The organism is Pseudomonas sp. PvP089, assembly GCF_017875165.1.
Lineage (GTDB): Bacteria > Pseudomonadota > Gammaproteobacteria > Pseudomonadales > Pseudomonadaceae > Aquipseudomonas > Aquipseudomonas fortuita.
The window spans coordinates 6222760-6244916 of sequence record NZ_JAGGME010000001.1; the positions used below are offsets into that span (position 1 = coordinate 6222760).

Sequence of the window (22157 nt, forward strand, 5' to 3'; positions counted from 1 at the left end):
TCAGGTGCCGCTCGGCGCTTTATTTTTTGCGGGGATGCAGCGCTTCGTTCAGCTGGTCGATCATGGGTATCCAATCAGCGTCGGCGGTGTAGCTTTCCTTGAGAAAAGCGCGTTGAGAGTCGTTCCAGAATGGCGCGTCCACCAATTTCACATCCTCATCGAGCGGTGAATGGGTGGTGATGAAACGATCGATTTCTACCGGGTCGTCGGGAAGACCCAATTGTTTGAAAATTTCCGAAAATGGATGAATCGGCTTGTCCATGGTTCCTCCTGGGCACCAGTCTGGGCATCGACGACGCCAGACTGGTATAGGTTGAGAGCATCAGCACAGCTCGCGCACTTCGGCGTGCGGCACCAATTTCATGTACTGCTCCATGCTCATGTGGATCAGGTGATCGTGGTCACCCGCCTCCAGATAGACATCGCCCTGGCGTGTAAGACTCGGATCAAGCAACATTTTTATCTGGTAGGCGTCGCCAAGGGCCGGCACGGCGCCGCGCTCGCAGTCGCCGAACAGGCTCGGCAGGCCACTTTCGCGGGTCAGTTGCCAGGCCCCGGACATGCGCACCTTGGTCATGTCCAGATGCCGGTTGGCCGGTAGCACGGCCATGATGTAGTTGCCATGGCGGTCATCGAGCATCACCGACTTGGCCACCCGCTCGGCGGGTACGCCGGCCGTGCGCGCCGACTCAAGGCTGGTGGCCGAGTGTGGATGGGGAATGATGTCGTAGTCGCAGTTGGCCTTGTCCAGGCGGGCCTGCAGGGTCTTTGCCATACGCATGATGCACCTCCGGTTTCACCCCCAATCTGTAATTTTAGGCGGGGTAACGCCAACCAGGGCTAAACTTGTGTAATAGGGGCAAACGAGGTGACGACAGGTGATCGCCCGCTGCTGGCGCTGGCTGTTGCTGCTGTTACTGCTTGGCATCACGCCAGGTGGCCAGGCAGCGCCCGGTGCAGTGTGGGTGCTGGGCATCGATGATGCCATCGGGCCGGCCAGCGCCGACTACCTGATTCGCAGCCTCGGGCAGGCCCAGGCACAGGGCGCGCAACTGGTGGTGATCCGCATGGATACCCCCGGTGGCCTGGACAGCGCCATGCGTCAGATGATCAAAGCGATTCTCGCCAGCCCCGTGCCGGTTGCCACTTACGTCGCCCCGAGCGGTGCCCGCGCAGCCAGCGCCGGCACCTATATTCTCTACGCCAGCCATGTCGCCGCGATGGCCCCCGGGACCAACCTGGGTGCTGCCACGCCGGTGCAGATCGGCGGCCCCCCAGGTGCGCCCAAAGACGACAAGGCCAAGGGCAGCGATGATGAAACCCTGGCACGCAAGCAGGTTAACGACGCCACTGCGTATATTCGCGGCCTGGCGCAGCTGCGCGGGCGCAATGCCGACTGGGCGGAGAAGGCCGTGCGCGAGGCCGTCAGCCTGCCTGCCAGCGAGGCCTTGCGGCTGAATGTGATCGACCAGGTCGCCGATGACCTGCCCGCCCTGCTGCACAAGCTCGATGGTAAAACGCTGGTGGTCGCTGGCCAGCCACGCCAGCTGCACACCGCCAGCGCCAGCCTGGTGGAGCACCTGCCGGATTGGCGCACACGGGTACTGGCGGTCATCACCAACCCCAGCGTGGCGCTTATTCTGATCATGATCGGTGTGTACGGGCTGCTGTTCGAATTCATGAGCCCCGGGTCTACGGTGGGTGGTGTGGTCGGTGGTATCTGCCTGCTCTTGGCACTTTACGCCCTGCAGCTGTTGCCGGTGAGCTTCGCCGGGGTGGCGCTGATCGTGCTGGGTATCGCCTTCATGATCGCCGAAGCCTTTCTGCCCAGTTTCGGCGTGGTCGGTTTTGGCGGCATCGTTGCCTTTGTGGTCGGCGCGCTGATCCTGATCGATACCGATGCACCCGGTTTCGGCATCCCGCTGGCCTTGATAGGCACCCTGGGAGTGCTTTCGGCGCTGCTGATCGGCGGCGTGCTGGGCATGGCCCTCAAGGCACGTCAACGGGCACTGGTCAGCGGTGACGCCGGCCTTGTCGGCAGCCTGGTTCCCGTCACCCAGGTGATGGCAGGCAACCCGCTGCGTGGCGTCGTGCTGGCCCAAGGCGAGCAATGGCAAGTGCAGTGCGCAACGCCGCTGCAAGCTGGCCAGAACGTGCGGGTGACCGCACGCCATGGCGTGATGCTGGACGTGAGCCCCGCCGCGCCTGCGGTGCAAGGAGAATGACCATGTTCATGCAAGTTGGTTTTGGTGCCGTGCTGATCGTGCTGGCGATGCTGTTGCTGTCGGCGTTTCGCATCCTGCGCGAGTACGAGCGCGGTGTGGTGTTTCAGCTGGGGCGCTTTTGGCAGGTAAAGGGGCCGGGGTTGATCCTGTTGATCCCGGTGATCCAGCAAATGGTGCGGGTCGACCTGCGCACGGTGGTGCTGGATGTACCACCCCAGGATGTAATCACCCGCGACAACGTCTCGGTCAAGGTCAACGCGGTGCTCTACTTCCGCGTGCTCGACCCGCAAAAGGCGATAATCCAGGTGGAGGACTTTCTGGTAGCGACCAGCCAGTTGGCCCAGACCACGCTGCGTGCGGTGCTGGGCAAGCACGAACTGGATGAGCTGCTGGCCGAACGTGAGCAACTGAACGGGGACATTCGCCATGTGCTGGACGCGCAAACCGACGCCTGGGGCATCAAGGTGGCCAACGTCGAGATCAAGCATGTCGACCTCAACGAATCGATGGTACGCGCCATCGCCCGGCAGGCTGAAGCCGAACGCGAACGGCGGGCCAAGGTGATCCATGCCGAGGGGGAGTTGCAGGCGTCAGAGAAGCTGATGCAGGCGGCGCAAATGCTGGGCAAGGAACCGGGGGCAATGCAGTTGCGCTATATGCAGACGCTGGGGGCGATTGCGGGCGACAGGACCTCGACGATAGTCTTCCCGATGCCGGTGGACTTGCTGACAGGGTTGGTAGACAAGCAGAAATAGAGCTGGGGCCCGGACCAGGCCCCAGCGGTGTGTCAGAGAGGTGCGCGGCGCAGGGTCGCCAGGAAAGTGGCCGCACCAATGAACAACCCGGCAAAGGTCCGGTTGAGGCGCTTCTGCTGCTTGGGCGTACGCAGCAGGCGCAACACCCGCGAAGCCAACCCGGTGTACCCCGCCATCACCAGCATGTCCACGCTGATCATCGTCACAGTGATCGCCACATACTGCGGCAACAGCGGTGCATGCGGATTGATGAACTGTGGCAGCACCGCCAGCATGAACACCAGCGCCTTGGGGTTGCTGACGTTGACCAGGAACCCGCGGAACACCAGGCTCAGCGGTTTGCCGATAGGGCGCACGCCGGACTCATCGGACATGTCCATCGGCAAGGCGCGCCATTGCTTGTAGGCCAGGTAGACGAGGTAGGCAACGCCGAACCATTTGATGACCTGGAAGGCCGTGGCCGAGGCGGCCAGGATGGCGCCGACGCCGGCGGCAATGATGGCGATTTGCACAATCAGGCCCAGTTGCAGGCCCAGGGCGTTCCAGTAGCCACGCCAGAAGCCGTATTGCAGGCCGCTGGACATCGAGGCAATCGCCCCGGCACCGGGTGACAGGCTGATTACCCAACAGGCGGCAAAGAAGCCCAGCCATACTTCCATCGACATCACACACCTCGCTCGAACATTTGTTGCAAAAGGTTAAGCTAAGGTTTTGGTGAAAAAATAACCAGCGATTTCTGAGGGATTTTTGGGGCCTGTGCCGGCCTCTTCGCGGGCGTGCCCGCTCCCACAAGTACAATGCAGTTTCAGACCCTGCGGGATACCTGTGGGAGCGGGCATGCCCGCGAAGGGGCCAGTACAGGTTCAGTCAGCTTCGGCAGCTGTTTCTTTGTGCAAGGCCTGCACCTCAGCCCCGCGCCAGCGCCGTACCGACTTCTGGAAGAACTGGCTATTGGGCACCTGCACCAGCGCCCCACCCGCATCGGGCATTTCCAGCAAGGTGGTAAACAGCAGGTTGATGGCGATCACCCGGCCTTTCACCCCCGGCTTGTCCAGCGTGTCGACCAGCTCGACCACATCACCGATGCGAAACGGCCCGACCGTGAAGATCAGCACCGCGCACAGCAGGTTGGACAGCACGCTCCACATGGCGAAGAACGCCACCGCCGCCACCGCGACAAAGCCGGACAACGCCGTCCACAGCACGGTCGCCGAAACGCCCAGGCGCTCGAGCACGAACAGCAGCGCGCTGCCCATGATCAGCCAGCGCAGGCCACCACGCACCGGTACCAGCAGTTCTGGCGGCAGCGGGTAACGCTGGCCCAGGCGGCTCAACCCACGCGCAACGATGCGCTGCAGGACGAAAGCCGCGACCAGGATCAACAGAATCTGCAAGCCCAGCCAGAACGTGTCCATCCATTGCCCTGGCAGCAGCGAACGCAGTTCCTCCATCAGGACAGCGCCTCGAGTTCGGCCTGCATGCTTTCGAGGGTTTCCAGCGCTTCCATCCAGGCTTCTTCCAGCTCACCTTCGCGTTGCTTGAGCTTGGTCTGGCGCGCCAGCAGGTCACGCAACTCGTCCTTGCGCGCCGCCTCGTAGAGGCCACCGTCACCCAGCGCGGTCTCGATCTCGGCCAGTTGCACATGCACCTGGTTGAGCTCGGTTTCCAGCTTGTCGGCAGCTTTCTTGTGCGGTGCCAGTTGCTGGCGCAAGGCCGCGGCAGCTTGACGCTGGGCTTTCTTGTCGGTCTTGTCCGGGTTGACCGGGGCGGTACTGACCGGCGCACTGCGCTGGCGGTACTCGACCAGCCAGCGGCTGTAGTCGTCCAGGTCTCCGTCGAAGGTTTCGACCTTGCCGTCGGCCACCAGCAAAAAGTCGTCGGTCGTGCTCTTGAGCAGGTGACGGTCGTGAGACACCACCACCACGGCACCGGCAAACTCCTGCAACGCCATGGTCAGCGCCAGGCGCATTTCCAGGTCAAGGTGGTTGGTTGGTTCATCGAGCAGCAGCAGGTTTGGCCGTTCCCAGGCAATCAGCGCCAGCGCCAGACGGGCCTTTTCGCCACCGGAAAAGTTCACAACCGGCTCGTCGGTGCGAGCGCCATGGAAGTCGAAGCCACCGAGGAAGTCGCGCAGGGTCTGTTCGCGCTCGGTGGGGGCAATACGCTGCAGGTGCAGCAGCGGGCTGGCCTTGTCGTCCAGCGAGTCCAGCTGGTGCTGGGCAAAGTAGCCAACAGCCAGGTTCTCGCCACGTACCAGGCGGCCGGACAACGGCTCCAACTCACCCGCAAGGTTCTTGATCAGGGTCGACTTGCCGGCGCCGTTGGGCCCGAGCAGGCCAATGCGCGCACCTGGGGTGAGCTGCAGCTTGACCTTGTCGAGGATGGCCGTGTCGCCATAACCCAGGCGGCCTTCGGACATGCTCAGCAACGGGCTGGAGATTTTCTGCGACTCACGGAAGACGAAGTCGAACGGCGAGTCGACATGCGCCGCCGACAGCTCCTCCATGCGCTCCAGGGCCTTGATCCGGCTTTGTGCCTGGCGGGCCTTGGTGGCCTGGGCCTTGAAACGGGCGATGTACTTTTCCATGTGCGCGCGCTGCGCCTGCTGCTTCTCGTAGGCCTGCTGCTGCTGCGCCAGGCGTTCGGCACGGGTGCGCTCGAAGGCGGTGTAACCACCCTTGTACAGGTTCAGCTTGCGCTGTTCGACGTGCAGCACGTGGTCGACCACCGCGTCGAGGAAGTCACGGTCGTGGGAGATCAGCAACAGTGTGCCGGGGTAGCCTTTGAGCCAGTCTTCCAGCCACAGGATGGCGTCGAGGTCCAGGTGGTTGGTGGGCTCGTCGAGCAGCAGCAGGTCGGACGGGCACATCAGAGCCTGGGCCAGGTTCAGGCGCATCCGCCAGCCGCCGGAAAAGTCGCCGACGCGGCGGTCCATCTGCTCGTTGGTGAAGCCCAGCCCAGCCAGCAATTTGCGCGCGCGGGCATCGGCGGTATAGCCGTCGGCGCCTTCCAGCTCACTGTGCAGGCGCGCCAGGGCGGTGCCATCGTGCGCCTGCTCGGCCGCGGCCAGTTCGGCCTGGACCTTGCGCAGGCGCGCATCGCCGTCGAGCACATAGTCCACGGCCAGGCGGTCGAGGGTGTCGACCTCCTGACGCATGTGGGCGATGCGCCAGTCGCCAGGCAGCAGGCAATCGCCGCCATCGGGCGACAGCTCACCGCGCAGCAAGGCGAACAGGCTGGATTTTCCGGCGCCGTTGGCGCCGATCAGGCCGGCCTTGTGACCGGCGTGCAGGGTCATGTCGGCGCCGTCTAGCAAGCGCTGCGGACCACGCTGTAAAGTGAGGTTGGATAGTCTGATCATGATGGTCGCGGAGTCTACCAGCTTCCTCGGCCCATAGCGCGAGTGGAACCATGCACACCGACCTGTGGAATTACGCTTTGGCCCTGTATGCCAGGCCTGGCGTGGAAGCGGCCTGCCTTGAGCTGCAGGCGCAGGGTGGCGATGTTTGCCTGCTGCTATGCGCAACCTGGCTGCAATCACGTGCTGTGGCTGTGCTGGAGGAGCGCGTGCAAGCACTGCACGAAATGGCCGAGCCGTGGCAGCGCGAAGTGGTCACTCCACTCCGCAGCCTGCGCCAGCAATGGCGAGCGCCAGCGTTGGGAGATACGCAGCTGGCGTCGTTGCGTGAACAGGTGAAGGGGCTGGAGTTGCAGGCAGAAAGAACTTTGCTGGAGCGCTTGCAGGAATTCGCCCAAAAGTGGCCCGCAGGCTCCAGGGAGCCCACGGACGACTGGCTGGCCCGGCTGGCGCCGGCCCCTGTCCGACACCACGACGCGCTGGATCAGTTGCGCGTCGCGGCGACTGCGCTTCAGGACGCCGAAGAGGGTGCCTGAGCCGGGGTGCTGGCGGGTGCCGACGGCGCTGCCGACGAGGCCGGGTTGGCCGAGTTGGTTGCTGCAGCCGGGGTGCTGGCGGCTGGCGCAGCAGGTTTGGCGTCGGCTGGCTTGCTGGCAACAGGCTTGGCGGCAGCTGGCTTGGCGGCCGTGTGTGCTGGAGCCTTGGCAGCAGCTGGTTTAGCAGCTGGTTTAGCAGCGGATTTCGCGGCAGCAGCTTTGGCTGGCGCTGGCTTGGCGGCAGGTTTGACAGCGGCAGCAGGCTTGGCGGCAGCAGTGGCTTTGGCCGCTGGCTTGGCTGCAGCAGTAGCCTTGGCAGCTGGCTTGGCCGCAGGTTTGGCTGCAGCAGTAGCCTTGGCAGCCGGCTTGGCGGCAGGTTTAGCTGCAGCAGTAGCCTTGGCAGCCGGCTTGGCGGCAGGTTTGGCAGCAGCAGTAGCCTTGGCAGCCGGCTTGGCGGCAGGTTTGGCAGCAGCAGTGGCCTTGGCAGCTGGCTTGGCGGCAGGTTTGGCAGCAGCAGCGGACCTGGCAGCTGGCTTAACGGCAGGTTTGGCAGCAGCCGTGGACCTGGCAGCTGGCTTAGCGGCAGGTTTGGCAGCAGCAGTGGACCTGGCAGCTGGCTTGGCAGCAGCAGGCTTGGTGGTTTTGGCGGCACGCAGGTCAAGGGCCTTGGCGGCTGCTTCGCGAACTTTGCCTACACCTTGGGCCAGCTTGAGGCTGTCCTGAGCGTCGCGCTTGAGTTGCTGGATATAAGTACGGGTCTGGGTTTGGCGTTCCTTGAGGGAATCGAGTAGCTCTTCAAGTTCGCCAACGGCTTTTTGCGCTTTGGTCTGCGCCTTGGCTTTACCCGCCTTGGCGGCATCCTGCAGTTTCAGGCGACCGGTGTGCAGTTTTTCCTGGGCCTTGCCACGCTGCTTTTCCAATTTGGCCAGCAGTTTTTCCGCATCAGCCAGCGCTTGCGAGCAGGCATCTTCCAAGTGTTCGAGCAGGCTGCCCGAAAGTTGCTGGAGCAGGTGTAACGGCGTACTTACTGGCTTCTTTTTGGCCGACATGGTTTACCTCCTGGCTGACGAGATTGCGGCTCATACTATGCTTCTGCTGCTACCGCCGCTAGGGCATGTTGACAGTAATATTTACGCCGCGTTGCATGCCTGGGCAAAGTTGTTATCTTGCAGCTGCGTGAAAGTGTAGTTGCTGAATTAATCATTGCTGATATTTGGGAGTCAGGGCATTGCCTCGATATCTTGTATTAGGTTTATGCCTGCTGGTGCCAGTTGCAATGGCCGACAGCAACGACCATGACCTTGCCTACAGCCTGGGGGCCAGCCTGGGTGAGCGCCTGCGCCAGGATATGCCTGGCCTGCAACTGGACGCACTGGTCGAAGGCCTGAAGCAGTCCTATCAGGGGCAACCCTTGAAGCTCGACAAGGCACGTATGCAAGCGGTGCTGCAGCAGCACGAAGCGAGGGAAGGTGACGCCGCCACGCAGAAGTTGCAGGCAGCAGAAACGCGCTTCATGGCCAACGAGCGTGGCCGTTATGGGGTACGCGAACTACCGGAAGGTGTGCTCTACAGCGAGCTGCAGCCAGGCACTGGCACCCAGCCCAAAGCGGGCGGCAAAGTGCAGGTACGTTATGTGGGCAGGCTGCCGGATGGCTCTGTGTTCGACCAGAACCAGGCGCCCCAGTGGTTCAGCCTGGACTCGGTGATCGAAGGGTGGCAGGTGGCCTTGCCAAGGATGCACGCCGGGGCCAAATGGCGCCTGGTAATTCCGTCGGCGCAGGCCTATGGCGCGCAAGGCGCGGGTGACCTTATCGCACCGTATACACCCCTGGTGTTCGAGATCGAATTGCTGGCGGTTGGCGACTGACGTCAACTCTCACGCCTGGACTGCTCCCTCTTCCTTGTGTGCGTTGTGCAGCACCTCGATCAGGCAGTCTTCAAGTTCGAAGCGCTCGTGCAACAGCCCGCCCAACTTGCCCAGCTTTTCGGCGAAGCGTTCGGTGTCCTTGCACTCACCCTTGGTGCATTGGTCATTGAAGGCCAGTGCGACCTGGGTACTGTCGTTGATCCGTGGGTTGAGTTCTTCAGCCAGCTTCAGCGCTTTCTCGTCTCCGAAAGCCTTGGCCTCGCTGACCAGCTGCTCGCAAACTTCGAAGTGCCACGCCGAAACGTAGTCGACCAGAAGTGCGCAAAAGTCTCCGTTGGTGTCCTTGTCGGCAAAGGCTGGCTTCAAATCGCGCAAGCCGCGGAAAGCCTGCACCAGTTGCCGGCGCTCCTCCAGCCAACGGTCGATCAGCTTGTGAACCCCACCCCAGCGTTCCTGGGCGTTCTGACAACTATCGAGCATGGCGATCTCTTCCCTTCTGGGTAGATGCCGCTGCACCCCGCACCACAACCGTGCGGCACAAAGGTGACATCAGCAGGACGGCATCGAGCAGTTGTATTTTCGGTATGCGTGCTGGGAGATTATTCCCACGCGTGCTGCCCATCAAGGTACGCAGCAGACAAAGTTCATACAAGTGTTTAATCCCCTGTTACATCACCATTGGTCGCGGTAATGACGTGGCCTTGCTTCAGGTCATGCTCGTGCCAGGGTGCGGAAACGATACGCCAGCAGGTAACTCAGGGGCAGCACCGCCAGAAGCAGGAAGGCCAACAGGCTCCACTCCGGTAACGTCAGGTCGAGAAAGCTCCAGGTCAGCGAGCTGCAATCAGGCCCACCCAGCAGCAATTGCCGTGCTGCCTCAGCCCAGGATTGCTCGAACACCCGCCCGATCGGCACCGGGCAAACATGAATGACACCCTCAGCGCCCTGCACCCAGACATGCCGTGCTGCCAGCAAAGCGCCCGCCAGCGAGCAGCCCAGTACCCCCTGCGCATAACGAACGGTACCCTGCGTGCCCGGTGCCTGCAGCACGGCTGCGAGGCACAGCAGCGCGTACACACCAAGCAACAAACGCTGGCTGAAGCACAATGGGCACGGCACCAGCCCCACTGTGGTTTCCAGGCGCAAAGACGCAACCAGCACCGCCAGTGCGACCAGGCAGGCAGGAAGGAAAAAGGTGCGCAAACGGGCCGGCAGCATGGACGTTGAAGATCCGCAAGAAGTGGTGACTTGAAACGGTAGAGGAAAGACACGCTTTGTTTCAAGGCACGACAACAACGACAAGTCCCTGAATCGCGTAGGAAATTTCCAGCGATGCAGTAGGAAGCACCTGAAGAAAGGGACTGCTGATAGAGCTGGCCGCAAGAGATAAATTACCCGCCCCCACAGCCCGCACCTTGGCGCGGGCTGTGGGGTGGGTCAGGCGCGTACGCCTTCTGGCAAAGGCAGCGCCAGCAGGCGTTCGTCCAGCAGGCCAAGGCCCTCCTGGAACAGCTGGTTGCTGCGCTCGGTCTCGCCAAGACCCGCGAGCAGGCGGGCCAGTTCGGCGCAAGCCTCGGGGTTGCGCTCCATGCGCAGGCTGCTTTCCAGGTAGTCTCGCGCCTTGCCCCACAGGCGGTTCTGCAGGCTCAGCCGGCCCAGGGTCAGCAGCAGGCTGGCATCTTGCGGGTGCTCTTTGAGCCAACCTTCAGCAGTTTGCAGCTGGCGCGCCGGATCATCACCGCGCACCAGGCCGTACAGCCGGGCCAGGTGGCTTTCGTATTCACGCTTGAGGGCGGTGCGCAGCACTTGCTCGGCCTCGCCTTGGGCACCCACCTGGCGCAATTGCTCGGCGTAAGCCAGCACCAGTTGCGGCTCCTGGCGCTGGGCCGTGGTCAGCTGCTGCCAAGCGCGTTCCAAGGCCTGACGTGCAGTTTGCGCGTCCTCGCCACGGGTGGTGGCCAGGCTTAGGTTCTGGCCCCAGGCACGTTGCTCCAGGGCGGCCAGCTCGGCGGCCGGCAGCACCTTGCCCTTGCGCAGATCTGGCAGCAGGCGGATCAGTGCCGACCAGTCACCACGCTCCAGGTGCAGGCGCTGCAGCAGGCGCAGCACCTGGGTGTTGTGCGGGTGGCGCTCCTGCATGGCCAACAGGGTTTCCAGGGCGCCATCATTTTCACCACGGTCCATCTGCAACTGCGCATGGGTCAGGGCAATGGCCAGTTCTGCTTGCGGCTGACGCTCCAGGGCGCGCTCCAGCAGGTTGTCGCTGTCTTCGGTGCGGCCTTGCTCGTTGGCAGCGCGTGCGGCGCCGAGGTAGTACAGCAACGGTTGGCGCTCGGCCTCGGCGGCGCGTTGCAAGTGGCGTTGAGCACTGGCCCAGCGGCCCTCGGCAAGGTCAAGCTGGCCCTGTTCGATGGCCAGGCGAATACGCCGGCTGCGGTTACGCCGCGACCACGGGTTGACCACGCCGCTGGAGGTTAGCACCAGGCCGACCAGATAACGCAACAACCACAACAATGCGACCACGGCCAGCAGGCCGGCCAGGGCCGCCCACAGCCCCGATTGATAGCGGAAGCTTCCATAGGAAAGCAGTACGTAGCCGCTGTGTTTGGCGACCGCGATACCCAGCGCCGCGGCAATCACGATGGCCAGCACGGCCAGCAGGTAGACACGCTTCATGGCTTGCCCCCTTCAGCCTCGGCCGGCAGGTGACGGCGCTGAATGTAGGCCTGCACGGCCGCCAGGCTTTCGCTGAGGTCGGGGGTAACCACCGACACCGGCTGATCGGCCAAGGCATTGAGGCTGTCGAGCATGGCCTTGCTTTGCGGGTTGTCGGCGTTGAAGTTGGCCAGCAAGACGCTGCGAGCGTCGTCCAGCGCCTGGGTGTAGACCTTGGCGTCACCATTGAGGGCCGCCCACTGGGCCTGCTCGATGGTCAGGCTCAGGGCCAGGCGCAGCTGATTCAGCTGCTGCCCGGCCAGCAACGGCCGCACGTTTTCGTCAGCGTTGAAGTCGATCTGGAAGTACTTGGAGATTTCTGCCCACCACTGCGACAGCCGGCTGGCACCATCGCCGTCAGCGGTCAGGGCGCCCAGGGCATCGGCATTGCTGTCGAACTCGGGCGATTGCGCGCTCAGCTGCTGTACCTGCTCACGTTGAGCAGCCAGTTTCAGGAACAGGCCGGTACGGTCCGGTTGCTGGGTGCTGCTGAGCGTGGCCAGGCTGCGCGCCAGTTGCTCGCGGGCCGCGAAAGCACCCGGGTCGCTCTGCTCGCGCAGGATCTCGTCGGCGCCTTCGACCAGTGCCTTGGCGCTGGTGATGTCCTGCAAGGCCGACAGGCGCAGGGTCGCCAGGCGTAGCAGGTGCTCGGCTTCCGCCAGGCGCCACTCCTTGCGGCTCTCTCCCAGCACGGTTTCCAGGCGCTGGCTGAGGCGCTGCTGGTCGCCCTGCAGCTGCGCCACCAGGCGCCGACGGTCTTCCAGCTCGCTGGCAGCCGGCAGGCTGGCCAGTTGCGCGCTGATCTGCTGTTCGCGCTGCTGCAGGGCTTCGGCGCGCTGGTTCAGCGCCTCGATGTGCTGGCCCTGATTGAACTCGCTGCCTTGCAGTTGACGCACCTGCCAGACACCCCAGCCACCTACGGCCACCCCGGCCGCACCCAGCAGCAAGGCCAGCGCTGCCAGGCCACTGCCGGAGCGCTTGGCAGGTGGGGCGGTGACGGGTTCCGCCGGCGCCTGTGCCGACGGCTGATCGTTATTGGACAAGACAGTCTCGCTCACGTATCCATCCTTTGCATGGGGGCGCATCGCGTTCAGCTTAGCGCCTTAAGAAGCAGGTGCAGCGCTGCGCTGCACGGCTGCCAGCAAGGCCGTGGCACTGGCGCCACGGCAATCCACAACCTGTTGGGCCCCGGCGGCCCTGGCCTGTTCGGCTACCCGCGGGCTGGGCACGAACAACGGCAGGCGTGCCAGCTGCGGCCAATCGGCGCCGGCCAGCTGCTGCAAATGTTCAAAACCCTGCCCACTGCTGACCACCAGGCCATTGAGGCGTTCCGCTTCGATGCGGCGCTTCAGGGTGCCTGCGGGGTAAACCGGCAGGCAGCGACGATACAGTTCCAGATATTCGACACTAGCACCTTGCTCGGCAAGACGCTCTGCCAGCAGTTCGCGACCTCCGACGCCGCGAACGACCAAGACACGCGCTGCGGGCACGGCAACTGCCTGAAGCAGGGCCGGTAGTGCCAGCAAGGCTTCGCTATCATCGCCACGCGACGGAGTGCTCACCGCCAGCCCGGCCCCTTGCAGCACCGCAGCGGTTGCCTCACCCACGGTGAACCAGCCTTGCCGAGGCGGCTGCGTGCCGGCTTTGGCCAGATGCTCAAGCAGCAACCGGGCAGCCGGCTTGCTGACCACGATGATCGCCTGAAAGCCATGCAGGCCCTCCAGAAGCAGTCGTTGCCGGGGCTCTGCGGTGACGGGCTCTATCGCCAGCAGCGGCAGGCAGCTGCTGCCCACCCCCGCTGCCGCCAGGCTTTGCGCCAGTGCCGCACAATCCTCGGCAGGCCGGGTCAGCAACAGGCGCCATTGGCTCACGGGTGGCCGGCCTCGCCGTAGACTTCCTTGAGGATGGCCTCGGCACCTTGGTCCAGCAGGTCTTCGGCCACCTGTACACCCAGGGTCTCGGCAGCAGCACGGGGGGCACGGGCATCGGCCACCAGCAGGGTACCGCCGCTAGGCTGGCCGACCAGGCCTCGCAGCCACAGCTGGTTACCTTCGAGTACCGCGTAGCAGGCGATCGGCACTTGGCAGCCGCCATTCAGGCGTTTGTTCAGGGCCCGTTCGGCCACCACCCGGTCGGCGGTGTCGGCATGGTGCAGCGGCGCCAGCAGTGCATGGATCTCGACGTCCGCGCTGCGGCACTCGATGCCTACTGCGCCCTGGCCCCCAGCTGGCAGGCTGTCGTCAACGCTGATGGTGGCGGTGATGCGGTCTTCGAAGCCCAGGCGGATCAGGCCGGCGGCGGCGAGGATGATGGCGTCGTACTCGCCGGCGTCCAGCTTGGCCAGGCGAGTGTTGACGTTGCCACGCAGAAAGCGGATTTGCAGGTCCGGGCGGCGCGCCAGCAACTGGGCCTGGCGGCGCAGGCTGGAGGTACCGACGATGCTGCCGGCAGGCAGCGCTTCAAGGCTGTCAAAGGTATTGGAAACGAACGCATCACGCGGGTCTTCGCGCTCGCAGATGCAGTACAGGCCCAGGCCTTCGGGAAAGTCCATGGGCACGTCTTTCATCGAATGCACGGCGATGTCGGCTTCGTTGTCCAGCAGGGCGGTTTCCAGTTCCTTGACGAACAGGCCCTTGCCGCCAATTTTTGCCAGCGGCGCGTCGAGCAGCTTGTCACCACGACTGACCATGGGCACCAGGGTCACCAGCAGACCGGGGTGGGCCTGCTCGAGGCGGGCTTTGACGTATTCGGCCTGCCATAGGGCCAAGGCACTTTTACGGGTGGCAATGCGGATTTCGCGAGTGGACATGGAACGCCCCGATCCAGAGAAATGCCGCCGATGATAACAGCATCTCCTTTATCGCTTGCAGATGTGGATCAGTTGAGGGCCTCTTCGCGGCTAAAGCCGCTCCCACAGGGTGAAGTGCCGCTCTCCAGGCCTATTCAACCTGTGGGAGCGGCTTTACCCGCGAACAAGGGCGCAGCCCTTGCCATGCGGGCACCGTATCAGAGGGTCTGCATCATCTTGCGCACGCCGGCTACATGCCGGCGGCTGACGGTCAGGGCATCGCCGTCCAGGCCTTTCAGGTACAGTTGAAAGTGCCCCAGCGGGGTGCGCTGCAGGCGTTCGATACGCTCGCGGGCGACCAGCGCATTACGGTGGATGCGCACGAAGCGCTCGCCAAATTCGCCTTCCAGGGCTTTGAGCGGCTCGTCGAGCAGCACTTCCCCGGTTTCATGACGCAAGGTCACGTACTTGTGATCGGCAATGAAGTAGATCACTTGCGGCAAAGGGATCAACTCGATGCCTTTGCGGGTGCGGGCACTGATGTGGCTACGTGGGCCGCCACCTTCGTTGGCCGGCCGGGTAAGCGCCGCCAGCTGGGCGCGGTTGGGTTTTTCGGCCTTGCGCAAGGCATCGCGCAACGCCTGGGCCTGGAACGGCTTGTTCACATGGCTGAGGGTACTGTCCTTGAATGCCTCGGCACCGTATTCATCATCCCCGGTGCAAAACACCACCGCCGGCGGCGCCTCGCGTTCGCACAGGCGAGCAGCTACCTGCAGGCCATCCAGGCCTGGCAGACCGATGTCCAGCAGGACCACATCGGGCTTGAGGCTTTCGATCAGCGCTAGGGCCTCCTCGCCGTTGGTGGCGCTAGGCTCCAGCACGGTGTAACCCTCCAGTTCGCCGAGCAGCCGGCTGAGGCGTTCACGGCCTTGGGGTTCGTCATCAACGATCAGGACATTCATAATTGCGCTGGATTCCTGAATGAGTCTCGCACAGGTATAGCGTAGACAGGTGTGGTTCGAGCGACACTGCGGTCACGCTCTAGACCGGTGCGATGGCCAAAGATTCACTCGGACGGCAGATTCACCGCCAGTCCTTTGTCCAACTGTAGACGGTCCGTGGAACACTGCCGTTCATTCCTTAAAATCCTTCTCTGCCATTTTCCGGGCATTTCTGTCGACCGGCGCCCTGCGGCAGCCAGCCCAACCCTGCTATTATCGGCGCCACTTTTTCGTTCACGCCTGCAATGAGTGAATCCATGAGCACCGACAAGACCAATCAGTCCTGGGGCGGCCGCTTCAGTGAGCCCGTCGACGCCTTCGTCGCCCGTTTCACCGCCTCGGTCGATTTCGACAAGCGCCTGTACCGCCACGACATCATGGGTTCGATCGCCCATGCCACCATGCTGGCGCAGGTCGGCGTGCTCAGCGATGCCGAGCGCGACACCATCATTGATGGCCTGAAGACCATCCAGGGCGAAATCGAAGCCGGCAAGTTCGACTGGCGCGTCGACCTCGAAGACGTGCACATGAACATCGAAGCACGCCTGACCGACCGCATCGGCATCACCGGCAAGAAGCTGCACACCGGCCGCAGCCGCAACGACCAGGTGGCCACCGATATCCGCCTGTGGCTGCGCGACGAAATCGACCTGATCCTGGCCGAAATCACCCGCCTGCAGCAGGGCCTGCTGGAGCAGGCCGAGCGTGAAGCCGAAACCATCATGCCCGGTTTCACCCACCTGCAGACGGCCCAGCCGGTCACCTTCGGCCACCACCTGCTGGCCTGGTTCGAAATGCTCAGCCGCGACTACGAGCGCCTGGTCGACTGCCGCAAGCGCACCAACCGCATGCCCCTGGGCAGCGCCGCGCTGGCGGGCACCACCTACCCGATCGACCGCGAGCTCACCTGCAAGCTGCTGGGCTTCGAAGCCGTGGCCGGCAACTCGCTGGACGGCGTGTCGGACCGTGATTTCGCCATCGAATTCTGCGCCGCTGCCAGCGTGGCGATGATGCACCTGTCGCGCTTCTCGGAAGAGCTGGTGCTGTGGACCAGCGCGCAGTTCCAGTTCATCGACCTGCCGGACCGCTTCTGCACCGGCAGCTCGATCATGCCGCAGAAAAAGAACCCGGATGTACCAGAGCTGGTACGTGGCAAGAGCGGCCGCGTGTTCGGCGCGCTGACCGGCCTGCTGACCCTGATGAAAGGCCAGCCGCTGGCCTACAACAAGGACAACCAGGAAGACAAGGAGCCGCTGTTCGACGCTGCCGACACCCTGCGCGACTCGCTGCGTGCGTTTGCCGACATGATCCCGGCGATCAAGCCCAAGCATGCCATCATGCGTGAAGCGGCCCTGCGCGGGTTCTCCACCGCCACCGACCTGGCCGACTACCTGGTACGCCGTGGCCTGCCGTTCCGTGACTGCCACGAAATCGTTGGCCATGCGGTGAAGTACGGTGTGGACACCGGCAAGGACCTGGCCGAGATGAGCCTGGATGAACTGCGCCAGTTCAGCGACCAGATCGAGCAGGACGTGTTTGCCGTGCTGACCCTGGAAGGCTCGGTGAATGCCCGTGACCACATTGGTGGTACGGCACCGGCGCAGGTACGTGCTGCCGTTGTTCGTGGCAAGGCGCTGCTGGCTTCCCGTTAAGCCAGCCTCGCTGCCCTGCTTTTTGCAGGAGCAGCCTTGTGCTGCGAAGAGGCCGGTGCTAACACCCTGGATAGAGGGTGTCTGCACCGGCCTCTTCGCAGCACAAGGCTGCTCCTGCAGGTTCAGCGCTAGCTCCGGTTAGCGTTTACCGCTGCGAATCATCTCCATGAAGGCCGGCATCGACGCTTCCTTGTCCGCCACGATCCGCGCCATGTGCGGGTTCTCGCCCATCAGCTGCAGCAACGCCCTGGCCTGCGGGAAGTCCGCCAAAAAGTCGATGTTCAGCACTTTCTTGCCCACTGCATAAGCCAGGTCGACCGAGAAGCAGAACATCAGGTCTGCCAGCGTCAGCTGCTCACCCGCCACATAGGGTGCAAAGCGCCCGTTGCGTTTGAGGGTGGCAAAGCCGGCCAGCAAATCGGCACGCGCCTTCTCTTTGACCAATGGCTCAACCGACATGCCAAAGAACGACTCGGCATAGCAAGTACGCGCCGGCAGCTCGATGTACAGCTCGATTTCCTTGAGCAGTTCGCGCACCTTGGCCTGCCCGAACGGATCGGCCGGCAGCAGTGCCTTGCCGCCCTGAGTCTGTTCGATGTAGTCGAGGATTACACTGGTTTCGCTGAGGAAGCCGTGCTCGGTCTGCAGCACCGGCACCTTGCCCCGTGGGCTCACTTCCAGCGCCTGTGGCGCCTGGCCGCCATAGAAGGTGACTTCTTCGAAGGGCAGGCCTTTTTCCAGCAGGGCCAGCTTGACCATGTTGTAGTAGTTGCTGACCGAGAATCCATGAAGCTTGAGCATGAGGTAACAGCCTCCAGGCCGTAAGGGGTTGGCTGGGCTTTTATAGACCGTACGCCTGTTCCTGACCAGCGTCATGCACCTCGTCAATGCCCGGGCATTGCCGGTACAGGCGTGGCACACTGTGCATCCCACCACAGGAGTACCGCCAATGAGCGAGCCCACCGACATCGACAATGACGACGACGAAGCCTTCGCCGAGGCAACGCTGACCCAGGCCATCGAGAACCAGATCGAAAGCGGCGAGCCGCCGGCAGCCAAGGCCACTTTCAACAAGCTGACCCTGGTTGGCTGGGAACGTGAAGACATTCTCAACCTGATGGCCCATGTGCTGGCCTTCGAAATTGACAACATGCTGGTGGAAGACCGCGCGTTCAACGGCGAGTGGTACGAGAACGCCCTGCGGGCGCTGCCGGAGCTACCCCCTGAGATGGATCAAGGCGAGGACGAATAACCCGACTACACTCGAAGGTCAGGCACCGCAAGCGGTGCCGCCATCCTTGTCTGGAAGTCAGGAGTCGCCATGTCCTTTACCCCCGATCTGATCGCTGAACTGGAAGTACTCGCGCTGTTCAAACACGACAGCAGCCAGGAAGGCATCAAGATAAACAGCAACGCCGCCCCTGCCCTGGTCGCCGCTGCGCAACGCCTGCATGAAAAGGGGCTGACCGATCAACCCGATGGCGGCTACCTGACCAGCCTGGGTCACGACGCCGTTGACAGTGTCCAGCTGCTGCAGAACATCCTCAAGGCGCCACAACCGGCCTGAACCGAGATCACAAGGGGCTGCCATGCAGCCCATCGCCGACAAGCCAGCTCCCACAGGTATTGCACATGGCTTGAAACGGATGCAGTCGGGGTGGGGGCCGCAGCGCGGCCCCCGGTCAGTTGGCAGTAGCCCTGCGCTTTTCCACCAGCCACGAGCGCCCATACAGGAACACGATGGCCAGCAAGGCCACCGCCTGTGCCGACAGCGAGTAGGCATCAGCGTGAATGCCCAGCCAATCGAACTCGAAGAACGCCACCGGCCGTGTGCCCAGCACCCCGGCTTCTTGCAGCGCCTTCACGCCATGCCCGGCAAACACCACCGACAGCGCGCACAGCAGCGCGGCGTTGATGCTGAAGAACAGCGTCAGCGGCAGCTTGGCAGAACCGCGCAAGATCACCCAGGCCAGGCCCACCAGCAGCACCAGCGCCGTGGCGCCACCCGCCAGCACCGCCTGGTGCCCGGCAGGGCCGGCCTGTAACCACAGGGTTTCGTAGAACAGGATCACTTCGAACAGTTCGCGGTACACCGAGAAAAACGCCAGCATGGCAAAGCCAAAGCGCCCGCCGCCGCTGACCAGGCTGCTTTTGATGTAGTCTTTCCAGGCGGCAGCGTGGCGGCGGTCATGCATCCATACACCGAGCCATAGCACCATCACCGCAGCGAACAGCGCCGTGCAGCCCTCCAGCAGCTCGCGCTGGGCGCCGCCCACATCGATCACATAGGCCGCCAGCGCCCAGGTTGCGAAACCGGCAACCAGCGCCAGCCCCCACCCGATGTTGACGCTGCGGACCGCCGACTGCTGCCCGGTGTTACGCAGGAAGGCGAGGATCGCCGCCAGCACCAGAATCGCCTCCAGGCCTTCGCGCAGCAGGATCAGCAAACCGGAGATATAACTCAGCGACCAGCTCAGGCCATCGCTGCCCAACAGCTTCGCGGCCTGGCCGAGCTTGCTCTTGGCTTCGGCCAGACGCTGCTCGGCCTGGGCAACGGGTAGCCCGTCCTGCAGCGATTGGCGGTAAGCCATCAGGGATTTTTCGGTGTCCTTACGCGCTTGGGTGTCGATGTTGTCCAGCGAGCTTTCCACCAGCTCGAAACCTTCCAGGTAGGCCGCTACCGACAGGTCATAGGCTTGGTCGTGGTCACCTGCGCGGTAGGCCGCCAGGCTTTTGTCCAGCGTGCTGGCGGTGTATTCGAGCAGTTGCGCCGGGCCACGCTTGACTTGCGGCGGCTGGGCACGCTGGGCACGGAACGCCTCCACGACCGCGCTGCCTTCGTTAGCGGCGACTTCGGCCGGAGTCTGCCGGGCCAGGTCGGCAAGGTTCCAGGTCTTGTCGCCCTTGCCCGCTTCCGGCTTGGCGGTGAAGCTGGCGATGTACGCGGCCACGTCCCAGCGCTGGCGGTCGTCCAGCTGGTCGGCAAACGACGGCATTTCGGTGCCGTCGATGCCCAGGGCCAGCGTATTGTAGAGGTCGAACAGGCTCAACTGGTCCAGACGCGCGACATCGCGCAGGTTGGCGGGAGCTGGCTCCAGGCCCACGCCAGCGGGGCCGTCGCCTGCGCCTGCGTCGCCGTGGCAGATCGAGCAGTTTTGCGCATACAGCGCAGCGCCGCGGGCCGGATCCGGGGTAATCACCGGGGCTTGGCTGACCTCGTAGGCCACTGCCAGCCGCGCGCCCAGCTGGCGGGCCTGCCTGGCGACAGCGGTGCCCTCCTGACGCTGATCAATGGCCTGGCGTAACGTCTGGACGCCCTGCTCCAGGGCGGCTTGCTCGGTATTTGCGGGCAGGGCTTTGACCAGGTCGGCCAATACCGCGCTGAATTCCTGTTGCTCGCGGTATTCGCCCTCGTCGATCACCTTGCCGCCTTGTACGGTCGGCGGGTAGTCGGCGCCGATGTAGTCCAGCAGGTGCAGGGCTTTGCCGGCCTCGGCGGGGGACTCGGCCAGCGCCAGGGTGCTGCACAGCGCCAGCACCGGGCCGAGCAATAAAGCCGGTAACCAGGCAAGCAGACGTGAAGGGGTTTTCATGGCCAGTCTCGAAGGGAATGCGAAAGAGAACATTGTTCACTCCGACTTGCCTTCGCTCAAGGGTCCTGGGCGGATTTCATGAAAAATCTTGCTACAAATCAGATCACAAGTATTCCGCCGCCCTCAGAACCTGCGCTGATCAGTGGGGGCAGGCTTGCCGGCGATGGAGGCCACGCCGATGTCACAGGAAACACTGGGTACCAATTGAGTAATCGTCAATTGAGCCATCGTCACTAGTCTGATGGGCAAACCAACAGGGGGCAGGGAACATGGATCGTCCCCATTCAAACCAGTTACGGCTTGGCCGGTTTTCGGAAACCAGTTACTTGTATCTGCTTACCAGCACAACCCATGGCAGGGCACCGATTTTCAGTGATTTTCACTCGGCCCGCTTGCTGGTGGCTGAGCTGCGTCAGGCTGAAGAGGAAGGTGCAATCAGATCTTTGGCTTGGGTAGTGATGCCTGACCACTTTCACTGGCTAGTCGAGCTTGGTCCGGGCAGCCTGAAGCGCTTGATGCGCCGGGTTAAGTCCCGTAGCACCATGATGATCAACAGGCATAGCGGACGAAGCGGGCGGCTTTGGCAAAAGGGGTTTCATGACCGGGCTTTGCGCCGGGAAGAGGATGTGCAGACGGTGGCACGGTATATTGTTCTGAACCCGAAGCGAGCGGGTTTGGTCGCGAGGGTTGGGGATTATCCTCATTGGGATGCGATTTGGGTTTGATGGGACGTTGCCTGATAGTGCCCTATCGCCGGCAAGCCAGCCCCTACAGGTGACTCACGAGGCTTGAACGAAGTGACGTACCTGTGGGAGCTGGCTTGCCGGCGATGGGCCGCGCTGCGGCCCTGGTTTTTGCAGGCTATTGGAGAACCTTGTTCAGTCCCCGCTCCATATCATCGATCAGTGCCTTGGCCATCTCGCTGAGTATCCGCGCAGCGCTCCCGGCAATGCGGTCGTTTTCCATTTCCGCCTCGGTAGTGAGGTGGCGGATGCAGCCAAGTAACACTGACAGTTGGGAGAATGCGTGATTGAACGGCACATTGGGCTGCAGGCGAAACAGGTCAAAGGTTTCCATGCCAACGGTGGAAGTGTCTCTTGGGTCGTTGCTCATCGCTTGTCCCCTTGCCGTACATGATCGGACAACGCATTGATCACGGCGCACAGCACACGAATGTTCATGCCCATGGCGTTGCGCGTGGCACCCGGGTCGTTGGCGAGCAGGACAGTGGTGGTTTGCTCGATGCTCAGGGTTAGGGCGCTGGTAAGCAGCTTGCAGTCATCGATGCTGAGCGGGTCGACGAGTGACAAGTTTGGTGGGTCGAGTAGGAGCAGATCGGTGAGAGGTGGGTCGGGGACGAGCTTTTTCATAGTTGATTCCCTTGTGGATTTCTATGAACTGCACTCCTTCTCGTCTCACGGATTAGGGTGGCAGTCGTGCGAGGGGTGAGACCCGGGCCACAGGGAAAACCCGACCAGGCTAAAGCCTGCCCGCGCACGACCGCCATGAAGCGGTGCAGCTCTGTATGGCCGGGGGTCTCAATCCCGATCGCCTTGCAAGGCGACCTGAGGACGTTATTCCCGGAGCACATTCCAGCCAAGTCAGCGCCATCCGACAGCGGTCGTAGGATAATTCCACAGGGATTCAAAACTGAAGCATTTGGTTTC

At 63.1% G+C, this 22157-nt stretch carries 25 protein-coding genes; 8 read left to right on the forward strand and 17 right to left on the reverse strand.

Annotation, left to right across the window (positions count from 1 at the left end; translation table 11 throughout):
* Positions 1 to 19: 19 nt before the first annotated feature.
* Positions 20 to 262, reverse strand: coding sequence for a DUF2789 domain-containing protein (locus J3A71_RS28415; RefSeq protein WP_016484357.1), 243 nt, complete (start codon positions 260 to 262; stop codon positions 20 to 22).
* Positions 263 to 322: 60 nt separating this feature from the next.
* Complete coding sequence (locus tag J3A71_RS28420; protein ID WP_016484356.1) at positions 323 to 781, reverse strand: YbaK/EbsC family protein; 459 nt, start codon at positions 779 to 781, stop codon at positions 323 to 325.
* A gap of 97 nt (positions 782 to 878) precedes the next feature.
* Here J3A71_RS28420 and J3A71_RS28425 point away from each other — a divergent pair, with 97 nt between their 5' ends.
* Entirely contained in the window at positions 879 to 2225 is a 1347-nt protein-coding gene (locus J3A71_RS28425; protein ID WP_016484355.1) for a nodulation protein NfeD, read from the forward strand.
* Between the two features lie 2 nt (positions 2226 to 2227).
* Positions 2228 to 2980, forward strand: coding sequence for a slipin family protein (locus tag J3A71_RS28430; RefSeq protein ID WP_016484354.1), 753 nt, complete (start codon positions 2228 to 2230; stop codon positions 2978 to 2980).
* A 32-nt stretch (positions 2981 to 3012) separates the two neighbouring features.
* On the opposite strand, the gene J3A71_RS28435 is transcribed toward J3A71_RS28430, so the two are convergent.
* From J3A71_RS28435 to abc-f, 3 genes are all read right to left on the reverse strand, one after another.
* Complete coding sequence (locus tag J3A71_RS28435) at positions 3013 to 3645, reverse strand: LysE family transporter (RefSeq protein WP_016484353.1); 633 nt, start codon at positions 3643 to 3645, stop codon at positions 3013 to 3015.
* 198 nt (positions 3646 to 3843) lie between these two features.
* Positions 3844 to 4431 carry a mechanosensitive ion channel family protein gene (locus J3A71_RS28440; RefSeq protein WP_016484352.1) on the reverse strand — a complete coding sequence of 196 codons (588 nt, stop codon included), beginning with the start codon at positions 4429 to 4431 and terminating at the stop codon, positions 3844 to 3846.
* The gene (gene abc-f / locus J3A71_RS28445; RefSeq protein WP_024717580.1) at positions 4431 to 6341 is read right to left on the reverse strand and encodes a ribosomal protection-like ABC-F family protein; all 1911 of its coding nucleotides are present in this window, start codon (positions 6339 to 6341) and stop codon (positions 4431 to 4433) included. Before abc-f ends, J3A71_RS28440 begins: the two co-directional genes overlap by 1 nt.
* 50 nt (positions 6342 to 6391) lie before the next feature.
* On the opposite strand from abc-f, the gene J3A71_RS28450 reads away from it, so the two are divergent.
* Positions 6392 to 6874, forward strand: a complete 483-nt coding sequence (locus tag J3A71_RS28450) for a TIGR02444 family protein (protein WP_096425447.1) — start codon at positions 6392 to 6394, stop codon at positions 6872 to 6874.
* Here J3A71_RS28450 and J3A71_RS28455 read toward each other — a convergent pair.
* Complete coding sequence (locus J3A71_RS28455; RefSeq protein WP_096425446.1) at positions 6850 to 7923, reverse strand: AlgP family protein; 1074 nt, start codon at positions 7921 to 7923, stop codon at positions 6850 to 6852. The two genes, J3A71_RS28450 and J3A71_RS28455, sit on opposite strands and share 25 nt — an antisense overlap.
* 179 nt (positions 7924 to 8102) lie before the next feature.
* Here J3A71_RS28455 and J3A71_RS28460 point away from each other — a divergent pair, with 179 nt between their 5' ends.
* Entirely contained in the window at positions 8103 to 8741 is a 639-nt protein-coding gene (locus J3A71_RS28460; protein WP_016484348.1) for an FKBP-type peptidyl-prolyl cis-trans isomerase, read from the forward strand.
* Positions 8742 to 8750: 9 nt separating this feature from the next.
* Here J3A71_RS28460 and J3A71_RS28465 read toward each other — a convergent pair whose 3' ends face one another.
* From J3A71_RS28465 to J3A71_RS28490, 7 genes are all read right to left on the reverse strand, one after another.
* Complete coding sequence (locus J3A71_RS28465; protein ID WP_016484347.1) at positions 8751 to 9221, reverse strand: Rsd/AlgQ family anti-sigma factor; 471 nt, start codon at positions 9219 to 9221, stop codon at positions 8751 to 8753.
* Positions 9222 to 9452: 231 nt separating this feature from the next.
* Positions 9453 to 9959: a disulfide bond formation protein B gene (locus J3A71_RS28470; protein ID WP_016484346.1), complete on the reverse strand. Its 507-nt coding sequence runs from the start codon at positions 9957 to 9959 to the stop codon at positions 9453 to 9455.
* A 219-nt stretch (positions 9960 to 10178) separates the two neighbouring features.
* Positions 10179 to 11417 (reverse strand): heme biosynthesis protein HemY, encoded by a 1239-nt coding sequence (locus tag J3A71_RS28475; protein WP_016484345.1) that lies wholly within the window; start codon positions 11415 to 11417, stop codon positions 10179 to 10181.
* Positions 11414 to 12514 carry a uroporphyrinogen-III C-methyltransferase gene (locus J3A71_RS31575; RefSeq protein WP_016484344.1) on the reverse strand — a complete coding sequence of 367 codons (1101 nt, stop codon included), beginning with the start codon at positions 12512 to 12514 and terminating at the stop codon, positions 11414 to 11416. Before J3A71_RS31575 ends, J3A71_RS28475 begins: the two co-directional genes overlap by 4 nt.
* Before the next feature lie 45 nt (positions 12515 to 12559).
* Positions 12560 to 13327 (reverse strand): uroporphyrinogen-III synthase, encoded by a 768-nt coding sequence (locus J3A71_RS31580; RefSeq protein WP_016484343.1) that lies wholly within the window; start codon positions 13325 to 13327, stop codon positions 12560 to 12562.
* A complete protein-coding gene (hemC, locus tag J3A71_RS28485) occupies positions 13324 to 14265 on the reverse strand; it encodes a hydroxymethylbilane synthase (protein ID WP_016484342.1) in 942 nt (313 codons plus the stop codon). The genes J3A71_RS31580 and hemC overlap by 4 nt, the downstream gene beginning before the upstream one ends.
* 197 nt (positions 14266 to 14462) lie before the next feature.
* Positions 14463 to 15206 carry a LytTR family DNA-binding domain-containing protein gene (locus J3A71_RS28490; RefSeq protein WP_209953585.1) on the reverse strand — a complete coding sequence of 248 codons (744 nt, stop codon included), beginning with the start codon at positions 15204 to 15206 and terminating at the stop codon, positions 14463 to 14465.
* 296 nt (positions 15207 to 15502) lie between these two features.
* On the opposite strand from J3A71_RS28490, the gene argH reads away from it, so the two are divergent.
* Positions 15503 to 16897: an argininosuccinate lyase gene (gene argH, locus J3A71_RS28495; protein WP_016484340.1), complete on the forward strand. Its 1395-nt coding sequence runs from the start codon at positions 15503 to 15505 to the stop codon at positions 16895 to 16897.
* 138 nt (positions 16898 to 17035) lie between these two features.
* Here the strand turns inward: argH and J3A71_RS28500 are convergent, their stop codons facing one another.
* Positions 17036 to 17698 (reverse strand): glutathione S-transferase, encoded by a 663-nt coding sequence (locus J3A71_RS28500; protein ID WP_060518117.1) that lies wholly within the window; start codon positions 17696 to 17698, stop codon positions 17036 to 17038.
* A 148-nt stretch (positions 17699 to 17846) separates the two neighbouring features.
* On the opposite strand from J3A71_RS28500, the gene J3A71_RS28505 reads away from it, so the two are divergent.
* Together J3A71_RS28505 and J3A71_RS28510 are read left to right on the forward strand one after the other, a co-directional pair.
* Positions 17847 to 18149, forward strand: a complete 303-nt coding sequence (locus J3A71_RS28505; RefSeq protein ID WP_016484338.1) for a hypothetical protein — start codon at positions 17847 to 17849, stop codon at positions 18147 to 18149.
* A 69-nt stretch (positions 18150 to 18218) separates the two neighbouring features.
* Complete coding sequence (locus tag J3A71_RS28510; protein WP_016484337.1) at positions 18219 to 18464, forward strand: TIGR02647 family protein; 246 nt, start codon at positions 18219 to 18221, stop codon at positions 18462 to 18464.
* 115 nt (positions 18465 to 18579) lie between these two features.
* Here the strand turns inward: J3A71_RS28510 and J3A71_RS28515 are convergent, their stop codons facing one another.
* Complete coding sequence (locus J3A71_RS28515) at positions 18580 to 20523, reverse strand: FTR1 family protein (RefSeq protein ID WP_016484336.1); 1944 nt, start codon at positions 20521 to 20523, stop codon at positions 18580 to 18582.
* A 236-nt stretch (positions 20524 to 20759) separates the two neighbouring features.
* Here J3A71_RS28515 and J3A71_RS28520 point away from each other — a divergent pair, with 236 nt between their 5' ends.
* Positions 20760 to 21215 (forward strand): transposase, encoded by a 456-nt coding sequence (locus tag J3A71_RS28520; RefSeq protein WP_016484335.1) that lies wholly within the window; start codon positions 20760 to 20762, stop codon positions 21213 to 21215.
* 136 nt (positions 21216 to 21351) lie between these two features.
* Here J3A71_RS28520 and J3A71_RS28525 read toward each other — a convergent pair whose 3' ends face one another.
* Both J3A71_RS28525 and J3A71_RS28530 read right to left on the reverse strand, forming a co-directional pair.
* Positions 21352 to 21603 (reverse strand): DUF3077 domain-containing protein, encoded by a 252-nt coding sequence (locus J3A71_RS28525; RefSeq protein ID WP_016484334.1) that lies wholly within the window; start codon positions 21601 to 21603, stop codon positions 21352 to 21354.
* Complete coding sequence (locus J3A71_RS28530; protein WP_016484333.1) at positions 21600 to 21860, reverse strand: hypothetical protein; 261 nt, start codon at positions 21858 to 21860, stop codon at positions 21600 to 21602. Before J3A71_RS28530 ends, J3A71_RS28525 begins: the two co-directional genes overlap by 4 nt.
* Positions 21861 to 22157 lie beyond the last annotated feature (297 nt).

Excerpts from the sequence above, each read along its gene's own strand:
- J3A71_RS28415 (WP_016484357.1), bottom strand. The coding sequence starts at position 262 with ATGGACAAGCCGATTCATCCATTTTCGGAAATTTTCAAACAATTGGGT.
- J3A71_RS28420 (WP_016484356.1), bottom strand. The coding sequence starts at position 781 with ATGCGTATGGCAAAGACCCTGCAGGCCCGCCTGGACAAGGCCAACTGC.
- J3A71_RS28430 (WP_016484354.1), top strand. The coding sequence starts at position 2,228 with ATGTTCATGCAAGTTGGTTTTGGTGCCGTGCTGATCGTGCTGGCGATG.
- J3A71_RS28435 (WP_016484353.1), bottom strand. The coding sequence starts at position 3,645 with ATGTCGATGGAAGTATGGCTGGGCTTCTTTGCCGCCTGTTGGGTAATC.
- J3A71_RS28440 (WP_016484352.1), bottom strand. The coding sequence starts at position 4,431 with ATGGAGGAACTGCGTTCGCTGCTGCCAGGGCAATGGATGGACACGTTC.
- abc-f (WP_024717580.1), bottom strand. The coding sequence starts at position 6,341 with ATGATCAGACTATCCAACCTCACTTTACAGCGTGGTCCGCAGCGCTTG.
- J3A71_RS28450 (WP_096425447.1), top strand. The coding sequence starts at position 6,392 with ATGCACACCGACCTGTGGAATTACGCTTTGGCCCTGTATGCCAGGCCT.
- J3A71_RS28455 (WP_096425446.1), bottom strand. The coding sequence starts at position 7,923 with ATGTCGGCCAAAAAGAAGCCAGTAAGTACGCCGTTACACCTGCTCCAG.
- J3A71_RS28465 (WP_016484347.1), bottom strand. The coding sequence starts at position 9,221 with ATGCTCGATAGTTGTCAGAACGCCCAGGAACGCTGGGGTGGGGTTCAC.
- J3A71_RS28470 (WP_016484346.1), bottom strand. The coding sequence starts at position 9,959 with ATGCTGCCGGCCCGTTTGCGCACCTTTTTCCTTCCTGCCTGCCTGGTC.
- J3A71_RS28475 (WP_016484345.1), bottom strand. The coding sequence starts at position 11,417 with ATGAAGCGTGTCTACCTGCTGGCCGTGCTGGCCATCGTGATTGCCGCG.
- hemC (WP_016484342.1), bottom strand. The coding sequence starts at position 14,265 with ATGTCCACTCGCGAAATCCGCATTGCCACCCGTAAAAGTGCCTTGGCC.
- J3A71_RS28490 (WP_209953585.1), bottom strand. The coding sequence starts at position 15,206 with ATGAATGTCCTGATCGTTGATGACGAACCCCAAGGCCGTGAACGCCTC.
- argH (WP_016484340.1), top strand. The coding sequence starts at position 15,503 with ATGAGCACCGACAAGACCAATCAGTCCTGGGGCGGCCGCTTCAGTGAG.
- J3A71_RS28500 (WP_060518117.1), bottom strand. The coding sequence starts at position 17,698 with ATGCTCAAGCTTCATGGATTCTCGGTCAGCAACTACTACAACATGGTC.
- J3A71_RS28505 (WP_016484338.1), top strand. The coding sequence starts at position 17,847 with ATGAGCGAGCCCACCGACATCGACAATGACGACGACGAAGCCTTCGCC.
- J3A71_RS28510 (WP_016484337.1), top strand. The coding sequence starts at position 18,219 with ATGTCCTTTACCCCCGATCTGATCGCTGAACTGGAAGTACTCGCGCTG.
- J3A71_RS28515 (WP_016484336.1), bottom strand. The coding sequence starts at position 20,523 with ATGTTCTCTTTCGCATTCCCTTCGAGACTGGCCATGAAAACCCCTTCA.
- J3A71_RS28520 (WP_016484335.1), top strand. The coding sequence starts at position 20,760 with ATGGATCGTCCCCATTCAAACCAGTTACGGCTTGGCCGGTTTTCGGAA.
- J3A71_RS28525 (WP_016484334.1), bottom strand. The coding sequence starts at position 21,603 with ATGAGCAACGACCCAAGAGACACTTCCACCGTTGGCATGGAAACCTTT.
- J3A71_RS28530 (WP_016484333.1), bottom strand. The coding sequence starts at position 21,860 with ATGAAAAAGCTCGTCCCCGACCCACCTCTCACCGATCTGCTCCTACTC.